The sequence below is a fragment of the Streptomyces sp. NBC_00388 genome (assembly GCF_036061255.1).
Lineage (GTDB): Bacteria > Actinomycetota > Actinomycetes > Streptomycetales > Streptomycetaceae > Streptomyces.
Genome location: NZ_CP107948.1, coordinates 559,900 through 571,060 on the forward strand (window position 1 = coordinate 559,900; position 11,161 = coordinate 571,060).

Annotated in this window: 12 protein-coding genes; 6 read left to right on the forward strand and 6 right to left on the reverse strand. The window is 71.5% G+C overall.

Translation table 11 applies throughout. The annotated features are described in order from the left end of the window. Window positions 1-102 precede the first annotated feature (102 nt). Complete coding sequence (locus OG917_RS02625; protein ID WP_328315864.1) at window positions 103-657, forward strand: flavin reductase family protein; 555 nt, start codon at window positions 103-105, stop codon at window positions 655-657. On the opposite strand, the gene OG917_RS02630 is transcribed toward OG917_RS02625, so the two are convergent. After that, a complete protein-coding gene (locus OG917_RS02630) occupies window positions 585-1,115 on the reverse strand; it encodes a PadR family transcriptional regulator (protein ID WP_328321609.1) in 531 nt (176 codons plus the stop codon). The two genes, OG917_RS02625 and OG917_RS02630, sit on opposite strands and share 73 nt — an antisense overlap. Window positions 1,116-1,350: 235 nt before the next feature. Here OG917_RS02630 and OG917_RS02635 point away from each other — a divergent pair, with 235 nt between their 5' ends. Genes OG917_RS02635 through OG917_RS02645 form a run of 3 tightly spaced genes read left to right on the forward strand, consistent with a single transcriptional unit; the run spans window position 1,351 to window position 4,186 of the window. Beyond that, window positions 1,351-2,478, forward strand: coding sequence for an LLM class flavin-dependent oxidoreductase (locus OG917_RS02635; protein WP_328315865.1), 1,128 nt, complete (start codon window positions 1,351-1,353; stop codon window positions 2,476-2,478). After that, window positions 2,475-3,254 (forward strand): SDR family NAD(P)-dependent oxidoreductase, encoded by a 780-nt coding sequence (locus OG917_RS02640; RefSeq protein ID WP_328315866.1) that lies wholly within the window; start codon window positions 2,475-2,477, stop codon window positions 3,252-3,254. Before OG917_RS02635 ends, OG917_RS02640 begins: the two co-directional genes overlap by 4 nt. Continuing rightward, window positions 3,251-4,186, forward strand: a complete 936-nt coding sequence (locus tag OG917_RS02645; RefSeq protein ID WP_328315867.1) for an alpha/beta hydrolase — start codon at window positions 3,251-3,253, stop codon at window positions 4,184-4,186. Before OG917_RS02640 ends, OG917_RS02645 begins: the two co-directional genes overlap by 4 nt. Before the next feature lie 282 nt (window positions 4,187-4,468). Here the strand turns inward: OG917_RS02645 and OG917_RS02650 are convergent, their stop codons facing one another. Together OG917_RS02650 and OG917_RS02655 are read right to left on the reverse strand one after the other, a co-directional pair. Beyond that, window positions 4,469-4,684, reverse strand: a complete 216-nt coding sequence (locus OG917_RS02650; RefSeq protein ID WP_328315868.1) for a ferredoxin — start codon at window positions 4,682-4,684, stop codon at window positions 4,469-4,471. Between the two features lie 4 nt (window positions 4,685-4,688). After that, window positions 4,689-5,879: a cytochrome P450 gene (locus OG917_RS02655; RefSeq protein WP_328315869.1), complete on the reverse strand. Its 1,191-nt coding sequence runs from the start codon at window positions 5,877-5,879 to the stop codon at window positions 4,689-4,691. Window positions 5,880-5,991: 112 nt separating this feature from the next. Between OG917_RS02655 and OG917_RS02660 the strand changes: the two genes are divergently transcribed. Continuing rightward, window positions 5,992-6,588: a TetR/AcrR family transcriptional regulator gene (locus tag OG917_RS02660; protein ID WP_328315870.1), complete on the forward strand. Its 597-nt coding sequence runs from the start codon at window positions 5,992-5,994 to the stop codon at window positions 6,586-6,588. 111 nt (window positions 6,589-6,699) lie between these two features. Here OG917_RS02660 and OG917_RS02665 read toward each other — a convergent pair whose 3' ends face one another. The 3 genes from OG917_RS02665 to OG917_RS02675 all read right to left on the reverse strand — a co-directional run bounded on the left by OG917_RS02665 (window position 6,700) and on the right by OG917_RS02675 (window position 10,286). Then, window positions 6,700-7,920: a S53 family peptidase gene (locus OG917_RS02665; RefSeq protein ID WP_443058899.1), complete on the reverse strand. Its 1,221-nt coding sequence runs from the start codon at window positions 7,918-7,920 to the stop codon at window positions 6,700-6,702. Between the two features lie 560 nt (window positions 7,921-8,480). Next, window positions 8,481-9,314, reverse strand: a complete 834-nt coding sequence (locus tag OG917_RS02670) for a VOC family protein (protein ID WP_443059052.1) — start codon at window positions 9,312-9,314, stop codon at window positions 8,481-8,483. A gap of 207 nt (window positions 9,315-9,521) precedes the next feature. Further along, window positions 9,522-10,286, reverse strand: coding sequence for an SDR family NAD(P)-dependent oxidoreductase (locus OG917_RS02675; protein ID WP_328315872.1), 765 nt, complete (start codon window positions 10,284-10,286; stop codon window positions 9,522-9,524). 122 nt (window positions 10,287-10,408) lie between these two features. Here OG917_RS02675 and OG917_RS02680 point away from each other — a divergent pair, with 122 nt between their 5' ends. Further along, a complete protein-coding gene (locus OG917_RS02680) occupies window positions 10,409-11,080 on the forward strand; it encodes a TetR family transcriptional regulator (protein ID WP_328315873.1) in 672 nt (223 codons plus the stop codon). Window positions 11,081-11,161 lie beyond the last annotated feature (81 nt).

Sequence of the window (11,161 nt, forward strand, 5' to 3'; positions counted from 1 at the left end):
CGCTGATGATGACCCTCCCTACTTGACGTGCGAGCGTGGCCGGTATCCAATCACACATGTTTCGGTTAGGCATATACCTAGTAGGAATATAGGAGGCGCAGCATGCCGACCCTCACCCCTCACCCCACTCCGGGATCCGACGACTCCATGCGGGAGGTCCTCGGCCGTTTCTGCACCGGAGTCGCGGTCGTCACCGCAGTCCGGGCCGACGGCCGCCCCGCGGGCATGGCCGTGCAGTCCTTCTCACCGGTCTCCCTGGAGCCGCCACTGATCTGCTTCTGCCCGGCTCTCACCTCGACGACCTGGCCGCACATCCGCGCGGCGGGCCGCTTCGCCGTGAACATCCTGGCGGCCGGACAGCAGGACCTGTGCAGGCAGTTCGCGGTGACCGGGAAGGAGAAGTTCCAGGGCGTGGGCTGGCACCCCGGCGCCAACGGGGCCCCGCTGCTCGACGGAGCACTGGCCACCGTCGAATGCGACCTCGCGGGCACCTTCCCCGGCGGGGACCATCTGATCGCGCTCGGCCGGGTCACCGCACTGGAGCGGCACGGTGACGCCGAGCCGCTGCTGTACTTCAGGCGGGGCTACGGCCGCCTGTGCTCCAGCTCCTCCAGGTCGGTCAGCATCGAGTCGGCGAGGTCACGCTCCGATGCGTAGTACCGCTCGGCCCACTTGAGGGTGAGCATGGGGTACGCCCACGCCTCCTCCTCCCGCGCCCCGGCGATGTCCACCTCGGCGCGCTGCCGCATCTTCTCCGCGTACTCGCGGTGGGTGCCCAGCACATCGCGCATCTGCTGACCCTCCAGCAGGTGGCCGAGCCAGATCCTGAGCATGACGCCGTGCTTGAGCACGGGCGGCTCGACGGGTGCCTCGCGCGCCCAGGTCCGCACAGCGTCCATTCCGCCCGCGGTGATGGCGTAGACGCGCTTGTCCCGGTTCCCGGTCTCCTGCGCGACCATCCGGGACGTCACATAGCCGACCTTCTCCAGCCGCTTGAGCTCACCGTAGATCTGCGAGAACGACGGGCTCCAGTAGAAGAACCGCAGTGACCAGTCCGACCACTTCTTGAGGTCGTAGCCGGACAGCTCCTCACCGAAGGAGAGCAGCCCGAGCACGGCCCAACTGGTCGCCGGGAGCGCCGGCCCGCCGGGCTCAGAGCCCTGCTCGCCACCCTGCTCGCCGCTCTGTTCGCTGCTCGTCCGCTTCTCCGCCACGTCCCGCAGTCTACGGTCCGGCCGCGTCCCACTGCGCCGCGGCGGCCCATCGCGTCCCAGTGCCGGACCCGGCCCCTTCCGTCGGACATCTATGCCTGATAGAAGTATTCCTAATCGAAATACTCGGAGGCATTCCGTGAAGTTCTCCATGATCTTCGAGGCACAGCTCTCGAACCCGACCCCGGAGCGCGAACGCCGGGTCATCCACGACTGCGTCGAACAGGCCGTGTACGCCGAGGAGATGGGATTCGACCGGATCTGGGCGGTCGAGCACCACTCGCTCACGCAGTACGCGCACATGAGCGCGTCCGAGATCTTCCTGACCTGGGTCGCCGCCCGGACCTCCCGCATCCGGATCGGGCACGGCGTCGTCACCATGCCCTTCGGCTACCAGCACCCGGTCCGGGTCGCCGAGCGCGCGGCCATGCTCGACGTGCTCTCCGGCGGGCGCGTCGACATCGGCTCGGGACGCGGTGCGACGAAGCAGGAGATGTCCATGTACGGGGTGCGCCCCGAGGACACCTACCCGCAGATGGAGGAGGCGCTGCGGATCTTCTCCGCCGCGTGGCGGGAGGAGCAGTTCGAGTGGCACGGCTCCATCGACATCGGCCCCGGCGCCGTGCTGCCCCGCCCTGTCCAGGGCCCGCACCCGCCGCTCTTCATGGCGTGCAGCAAGCACGAGACCCTCAAACTGGCCGCCGAACTGGGCATCGGCGCACTGGTGATGGGCTTCGCCGGGGCCGACGACGTCCGTGCGATGCGTGCGGTGTACGACAAGGCCATCGCGGCCAGGACCGGCGAACGGTGCGTGTCCACCGAGGTCAACGACCACTTCTCGGCGCTCTGCCCGACGATCGTCCTCGACGACGCGGAGCGCGCGCTGCGCATCGGGACCCGGGGCCAGCGCTTCTTCGCCGAGTCCATCGCGCACTGGTACGGGAACTCGCCCGCTCCCACCGGCGACGACGAGGACGAGGACCATGTGGCGGTGATGGCGCGCGACCGGGACGCCCTGGTAGCGAAGCTGCACGACGCCGATATCCCGGCTCGCCCGGTCGACACCGGGACCTACAACGCGGACCACGCCTACGGCAGTGCCGAGACCGCCATCGCGTATGTCGAGAAGCTGCGCGAGACAGGGGTGGACGAGGTGATGTGCCTGATCCAGATGGGGACGGTGCCGCAGGAGGCATGCATGGAGACCATCCGCCAGTGGGGCGAGAAGGTCATCCCGCACTTCCGCACCACGGAGGGCGGGAAGTGACCGCCCGGACGGCGGACGCGGACGCGGCAGGGGGCGGCGTCCGGCTGGACGGCAAGGTGGCCCTGATCACCGGTGCGGGCCGGGGCCAGGGAGCCGCCGAGGCACGGCTGTTCGTGGCTTCGGGCGCACGGGTCGTACTCACCGATGTCCGCGAGGACGAAGGGCGCGAAGTCGCTGCCGGACTGGGCGGCGCCGCCGTGTTCGTCCGGCACGACGTCACCGACGCGGAGAGCTGGGCGGCAGCGGTCGCGACGGCGGCAGACCGTTTCGGGCGGCTGGACGTCCTCGTCAACAACGCGGCCCTGTGGCGGACGGCCCCGGTCGATGCCGAGACGCAGGAGAACTTCGAGCTGCTCTTCCGCGTCAATCTGCTCGGGCCCTTCCTGGGCATCAAGGCCGCGCTCCCCGAACTCCGGAAGGCGGGCGGCGGGTCCGTCGTCAACATCTCGTCGACCGCGGGCCTGGTCGGCATCGCCCAGCACGCGGCCTACGGATCCAGCAAGTTCGGGCTGCGCGGACTCAGCAAACACGTCGCACTGGATCTCGCGGCCGACGGCATCCGGGTCAACTCGGTGCACCCGGGGATGGTCGACACCCCGATGGTCGCGGGGGCGCTGGGTGAGGACGCCGGCCGGCGGGAGCACCCGCGGGTGCCGCTGCGGCGTATGGGCCGGCCGTACGAGGTCGCCGAGCTCGTCCGTTTCCTGGCCTCCGACGCCGCCTCCTACATCACGGGCGCCGAATTCACCGTGGACGGGGGGCTGACCACCGGATGAGCCTCACACCCGCCGCGCGCCGCTTCGCCGACGCGCTGTCCCACGGCTTCCCCGATCCGGCGGACGGGCCCCTGGACGTGGCCGCCCTGCGCCGGGCCTCTTCGGCAGGACCGGTCCGCGGGCTCCCCGGGGTCGCCCGGGTGAGCGACACCGCCGCACCGGGGCCGCCGGGTGCCCCGTCCGTGCCCGTACGGATCTACGATCCCGACCCGGACGGCACGGCCGACGGCAGGCCTCTCGTCGTCTTCTGCCACGGCGGTGGCTGGGTGATGTGCGACCTGGACACGCACGACGGGCTCTGCCGTGAACTCGCCTCCCGCACCGGCGCGTTGGTGATGTCGGTCGACTACCGTCGCGCGCCCGAGCACCGCTTCCCTGCCGCGCTGCTCGACACGTACGCCGTCCTGGACTGGGCAGCGGGGCGCGCCCGCGAGCTGCGCTGCGACCCGGACCGCGTGGTCGTCGCCGGCGACTCCAGCGGAGGCAATCTGGCAGCGGCCGTCGCCCTGACGGCACGGGACTCGGGCGGGCCCGCCATCGCCGCACAGCTCCTGGTCTACCCGGCCCTGGACGACCGCCTGGAGACGGCCTCTGCCACCGAGTACGCCACCGGGTTCTTCCACACCACCGCCCATATGCGCTGGTACTGGCAGCAGTATCTCGGCCCGCAGGGCGACGGTGCGGACCCGCGCGCCTCGCCGGTGCGCGCCGCCGATCCGGCCGGGCTGCCCCCCGCCCTGCTGATACTGCCCGAGTGCGACCCGCTGCGCGACGAGGGGATCCGCTACGCGGAGCAGTTGCGCGAGGCCGGCGTCCCGGCCGAAGTACGGCTGGAGCGGGGGATGTTCCACGGATTCCTCGGCGCCACCGGTGTCCTGCCGGAGGCGGACGCGGCACTCGGCGCGGCGGCCCGGTGGCTGCTCGGCATCTGAGAGGTGCCCCGCCGCCCCGGACCTCGGAAGGAGGGGCGGGGCGGCGGCGTGTCCGGCGGGAGGCCCGTGTGCGCATACCCGTGTGCGCATACCCGTGTGTACATACCCGTGTGCGCATGCCCGTGGGTACATGCCCGGTGACCGGGCAGCGCTGAGGCTCCGGTCGCGCGGCCCTGGCGGGGCGGCCCGCAACCGGGCACGGGACCCGGGCGGCCGATGGCGCGCCCGGCCCTGGTCTGCCGACCTCCGCGGATCAGCCCGCGAGGACCCGCCGGACAGTTCCTAGTCGCGTGGCCCGATGGGCTTCTCCCCGTCGTGGACCGTGATGGCCATCGCCGGACAGATGTCCGCGGCGTCCAGGGCCCGCTCGTCCTCCGCGATGTCGCTGCTGCGTGCGCGGGCCCGGTCGTGGTCGAGGACGAAGAGGTCGGGGGCGGCCCCCGCACACATCCCCGACGCCATGCACTGCTGCCGGTCCACTTCGACGTGCCAGGTCATCCGCTCACCACCCCACCGGCATGACTCGGGGGCCCCGGACCAGCATCTCGCCCTTCCAGACGAGGTCACCCGCCAGCCTCAGATCCGGGAAGCGGGCGGTGAGCGCGGCGAGCGCCTCCTGGAGTTCGAGCCTGGCGAGCGGGGCACCGAGGCAGTGATGGACTCCGTGTCCGAAACCGAGGTGCTGATTGGTGGCGCGGGAGAGGTCCAGTTTGCCGGGGGCCGGGAAACGCAGCGCGTCCCGGTTGGCCGCACCCACCGCGACCAGGACGGGAGAGCCCGCGCGCACCAGTGTGCCGCCCACCTCGATGTCCTCCTTCGCGTACCGGGGCTGGCCCGCACCGCTGCCCAGCGGTACGAAGCGGAGCAGTTCCTCGACCGCGCTGTCGATGAGCGCCGGATCGGACCCCAGCCGCTGCCACTCCCCGGGGTGGTCGAGCAGCGTGTGGACGAAGTTGGGGATCTGGCTGGCGGTCGTCTCATGGCCGGCGACGAGGATGCCGACACAGAGGTCGACCAGTTCGAGCTCCGACAGCCGGTCGCCGCCGTCCCGGGCCTCGATCAGGGCCGTCATCAGGTCATCCTGCGGATCGGCGCGATGCTGGGCGATCAATCCGGCCATATAGGCGCGGAGTTCGTCGCGGTTGGCGTCGAACTCCTCGGCCGTCAGCGAACTCGTCGAGAGCGCGGCGTCGCTCCAGACACGGAACTTCGGCCGGTCCTGCTCCGGTACACCCAGCATCCGGCAGATCACGGCAACCGGGATGGGCAGCGCGTACTCCTCCACCAGGTCCACCGGTGGCCCGGCGGCCTCCATCCGGTCGAGCAGCCCAGCCGTCAGCTCCCGCACCTGGGGGCGGAGCTTCTCGACCTGGCGGACGGTGAAGGCCTTGGCCACCAGCGAGCGCAGCCGGGTGTGGTCGGGCGGGTCCATGCCCAGGATCCCGCTGTCCCTGCGCCCCTCGCCCTGGCGGGGTTCGTCGTGCTTGTAGCCCTCGGCCCGGCTGAAGCGCAGGTCGCCCAGGACGAAGCGGGCCTCCTCGTAACGGGTGACGAGCCAGGCCGGTTCGCCGTAGGCCATGCGGACCCGCAGCAGGCCCGGCTGGTTGCGTACCTGTTCGTACTCCTCGGCCAGGGCGAGGCCCTCGGCCGCGTTGAAGGGATAGGCGAGAGGTTCCGTGCTGGCTGTGGTCACACTGCTCTCCTCTTTTGTAAGCACCTGCTTACAAACCGTAGGCGGGCATCAGGGCACCGTCAACGGCGGGATACGGCCGTTATGCTGACGCCTCACCGAGGAGGAGCCGACCATGGCGGAACGCCCCAGCACCGGACCCGCCGAGCGGCGCCGCGACGCCCAGGGGACGCGGCGACTGCTCCCCGAAGCGGCAGCGAGGCTCTTCGCCGAACGGGGATACGAGGCCGCTACCGTGCGGGAGATCGCCGCGGAGGCCGGGGTCAACCAGGCCCTGCTCTTCCGGTACTTCGGCTCGAAGCAGGCGCTGCTCACCGAGGTGATGGCATCCGGGGGCCAGGAGCAGGTACGTACGACGGCGCCGGAGCAGCTGTTCGCCACGGCGCTGCGGGGGATGCTCACGGGTGGCGGGAAAGAGGCGGCGGACCTCCCGCTGGCGGTCTATCTGCGGTCGATCGGGACCGGCGGCGGAGCGGGCGACATGGTCAAGGCGCTGGGAGAGGAGTACTCCGCGGCGCTTTCCACGCTGTCCGGCGAGGAGGACAGCCTGCTGCGCGCGGACCTGGCCATGGCATGGCTGCTCGGAATCGGCCTGATGCGGGTGGTGGTGGCCAAGGAGCCGCTGGCAGGCGCCGCACCGGAGGAGATCTCCCGGCTGGTGCTCGGTGCGCTGGGCGGTCTGCTGGAGTATCTGCCGCCGGCGGAGGACTGACGGGCCGGGTCCCGGGGAACGGGCCGCCGCTCAGCCGCGCCACCGCACGCGGACAGCCTCGCGGGGCGGTCCGGTGAGGGACCGCCCCGCGAGGAGTCGGAGCAACGGACGTCAGCCGGTGAAGGCAGCGGTTCCGTTGGGGGTGCCAAGGCCGCTCGGGCCGTCATAGCCGGCCTTGCCGGTGCACAGGTACGACGAGCCACAGCTGCCGTTCGAGCCGCTGGTGACGTCGTTGAGCGAGCCGGTGTGCGCGTACGGGAACGACGCCGGGGTCGAGCCGGACGACGGGGTGCCCGCGAGTGCGTAGACCGCCGCGATCAGGGGCGACGACGCGCTGGTGCCGCCGAAGACCATCCAGCCGGTTCCCGGGCTGTAGGTGTCGTACACGGCCACGCCGGTGTTGGGGTCGGCGACGGCGGAGACATCGGCGACCGTGCGCTTGGCGCAGCCGGTGTCCTTCTGCCAGGTCGGCTTCGCGTCGTAGCCCGAGCAGCCGGATCCGGCGCCGCTCCACACCGTGTCCACCCAACCGCGGGTGGAGGAAGCGGTCTTGAGCGACGTACCACCGACAGCGGTGACGTAGCGCGAGGATGCCGGGTACTCGGCGCCGTAGCCGTCGTCACCGGAGCTCACGGTGACGGCCACACCGGGGTGGTTGAAGTACTTGGTGTCGTACGAGCTGTCGGAGGAGGACTCGCCGCCGCCGTAGCTGTTGGAGACGTACTTGGCGCCGAGCTTGACGGCCGAGTTGACCGCGGTGCCCAGGTTGGCCATCGTCGGGGACGTGGCCTCCACCAGGAGGATCTTGCAGTTGGGGCAGGCCGCGCTGACCATGTCCAGGTCGAGGGATATCTCCTCGGCCCAGCCGCCGTCCGCCGAGGGCAGCGAGGACGTACCGGCCTGGCCGACCTTCTTGAAGCAGCCGTTGGCCGTGGTGCACGCGGAGAGTCCGTACTGCGACCGGTAGGTCGCCAGGTCGGACTCGGCCTTCGGGTCGTCGTACGCGTCGACGATCGCGACGGTCGCTCCCGAACCCGCGGTGGCGGAGGGGAGTTTGTACGCCGCCTGCAGCGAGGACGGGCCGAGGCCCGAAGGAGCAGCGGCGGCGGTGAGGTTACGCTCCGCATTCGCCGACGCGGGTGTGCCGGACGTGACATGGAGTGCGTTGCACGCCATGTAGTCCTTCTTCGTCGGCTGCGCACACGAGCGAGCGACCTTGATGCCGTGGGCGGATGAGCCCGAGGCGGGCGCCGCCTGACCAATGGGTGCGGCCAGGGCGAGCGCGGCGGTGGCCATGCCGGCCACCGCCGTGAGGGAAAGGGATCTGCGCAACAACGTTCTGCCTCCGTCTTGTGGGGGAACGAGGAGCTGGGGGAGTGCGCTTGCAGCCCGGGCCGGCGGGGTACGCAGCCGGGCGGCCACAACTTATGGTCGCCAGGAACACGTCAACAAGATGACCGGGGTCGTCTGTACGCGCGTTTTACTCTCGGGGGCGACCGATGGGCATCCCATGGCCAAAGGCTTGCCTGCTGGGGAGAGTGAGCAGACACGGTACCGACGTGACGCCCAACGACAGCTGCACACAGGAGTGTTGAGGGTGTGCAAGGGCGGGGGCGGCACGGCACCCCGGGAATCCGGCGCCACGCGAAGAAGCCGTCGCCCCCTGCTGGGGACGACGGCGTTACCGCGCTGGGACGGCGGCGCTACAGCGGTTCACATCCGGGAGACGATGACCTTCAGCCTCCGGCGGACAGGGCGGCCCGGGTCCGCCCCGCCGGGGCGGGACACATGCCGGGGCCGGCCGGTGCGGCCGTGGGAGCACCGGCCGGAGCACTCCGGCGCAAGCCGTGAATGCGGTGACCCGGCAGGCCGGGTTCCGGACCCGGGGCCTGCTACTCGGCCGGGCCGGGCGAGAGCCTGGCACCCACGTCCCCGGGGTGCAGCGGGGTCACCGTGAAGAGGCCGCCGTCCGGGTCGCGCAGCGTCGCCTCCGTACCGGAGGGTGTCGCATGGCGGGCGACCACTGTGCCGCCGTGCGCGAGCGCCGCCTCCGCGCAGGCAGCCACGTCGCGTACCGGGAAGTGCACCTGCCAGTGAGGCCGGATCGCGGGATCGCGCGCCGCCTCCAGCGCGCCCGAGCTGAGCCGGGCGACCACATGCCCGCCGCTGCGCAGCACGACCTCGTCCTGTTCGTACTCGACCTCACAGCTGCCGGGGAGCCCGCTGGCCCAGTCGAGCACTCCCCCGTAGAAGATCGCCGCGTCGAAGGCGTTGCGGGTACGCAGCCGCATCCACGCGGGTGCGCTGTCACGCCACGCCTCCCAGCCGGAGAGGAGCTGCCCCTCCCAGATACCGAAGACCGCTCCGTCGCGGTCCGCTGCCAGTGCGCCCCGCCCGGAGACGAGAGAGACCGGCCCGATGGCCACCGTGCCACTGCGCTCCCTGATCCGGGCGGCGGCCACGTCCGCGTCGGAGACGGCGAAGTAGGGCGTCCAGGCGACAGCCACCTGGAGGGTCTGCGCGAGCGCGCCGATACCGGCGACCGGCGATCCGTCCAGGAGGGCGACGCTGAATTCCTCACCGAGCTTCGCCGGCCGGAAGTCCCAGGACATCACCGAGCCGTAGAAGTCCTGGGCGGCTGCCAGGTCCCGTGCGGTCAGATTGACCCAGCAGGGTGCCCCGGACACCGCGTCGCTCCACTCCACGCCTGCGGTATCCACCGGGATGCCCTCCTCGTCCGCCGGGAACCGTCCACCGCTCCGCGCCGCCTGCGGTGCCGGTGCGGCGGCGCGGTAGGGCGCGGCGCCACGACGGCGCCTCGTCCGGTTCTCCCAGTCTGTCCCACGGACGGCAGTCACCGCTCGTTGATCACCCGGTGGAGAGATGTGCGGGACGACCGCCGGCGGTGGCTGCTGCGGTCCCCGCCGGGCAGGTCAGGCGTGGGTACCGCCGTCGATACGGAGCTCGGTGCCCGTGACGAACGCGCCGTCGTCGGAGGCGAGCATGGCGATCACACCGGCCACTGTCTCCGGCCCCGCGAAGCCCTGGCCGATGGCCGGGGAGAGCTTCGCGAGCAGGCTGAGGTCGGCGTCCGCCGGCAGGCCCGGGTCGCTGGTCATCCCCGAGGCGATCGAGCCAGGCGCGACGCATACGGCCCGCAGCCCCTGCTTGGCGTACTCGATGGCGATGGCGTGGGTGAAGGACTGTATGCCCCCCTTCGTCGCGGCGTAGGCCGCCATGTAGGGGTGCGCGAAGGTCGCCGATGTGGAGCTGAAGTTGACCACCACGCCCTTGCCGCCGGCCAGCAGGGCGGGCAGTGCCTCGCGCGTGACCAGGAAGGTGCCGGTGAGGTTCACCGCCAGCATCCTGTTCCAGAACTCCAGGGTGGTGTCGGCGGTGTGCGACGACCGCAGAATGCCGGCCGCGTTGACGAGCGCGTCGAGGCCTCCGAGGTCGCTGATGGCGGTGCCGATGGCCGAGTGCACCGACACCTCGTCCGAGATGTCGGCGACGACTGTGGTGAGCCGGTCTTCGACCCCTGCGGCGCGCGCCTGCTCGCGGGTGGCGCCGAGCCCCGCCTCGACGATATCGGCGGCGACGACGGTGCCGCCCTCGGCGAGGATGCGGGCCACTGTGGCCTGCCCGATGCCCGAGCCACCACCGGTGACCAGTACGCGGCGTCCGTCAAAGCGGTTCATTGTCCCTGTCTCCGTTCCGGGCTCGCCTCCGGGCCCGTCTCCTGCACGGTACGCCTAACTGGCACGTTGTGCCACATAGGCAGATCAAGCGGATCGCGGGCATCGGGACATACCCTGTGGACATGCCAGACACGTCCCGGACGGCCGCCACCCGGCCCTCACTGACCGAGCGGCGCAAGGCGGCGACCCAGCTGGAGATCGCCCGCACCGCCGCCGCCCTCTTCGCCGAACAGGGCGCCGACACCACCACGGCCGAGGACATCGCCCGCGCTTCGGGCATCGCGCTGCGCACCTTCTACCGGTACTTCAGGACGAAGGAGGACGCGGTCGCCCCGCTGCTGTCCAGCGGGGTCAGGCAGTGGATTGCCGATCTGCGTGACAGCCCGGGTGACCTGCCCGCGCCCCGGGCGCTCGAAAGGGCCGCGCTGCGGGCGCTCACCCCGGACGACGAGGCCGAGGCCCAGGCCCTGCACTGGACGCGCGGGCTGATCCGGGCGATGGAGACCCATCCGGCTCTGCTCTCCGTATGGCTGCGGGTGACGCACGACGCCGAACAGGAACTCGCCCCGGTCCTCGCCGCGCTGGCGGGCCGGGAAGCCGATCCACTGGAGATCAGACTGGCCTCCGCGGCAGCCAACACGGCGATGCGCGTCGCCGTCGAGGTCTGGGCCACCACGGACGCACCGGACCACGGTCCCGGCGGGCCCGCCGAGCTCGCGGCACGCTGCGTCCACGGCCTCACCGCGGGCCTTCGCCTGTGGGACGGCCCCGGCGGGGAGGCGCCCGCCCGCTGAGCGAGCGGGACGGACCGGGCACGGACACCCGGCTTCCCCTGTACGCGCACCTTGACCGGCCGTCCCCGACCCGGCCTAAGA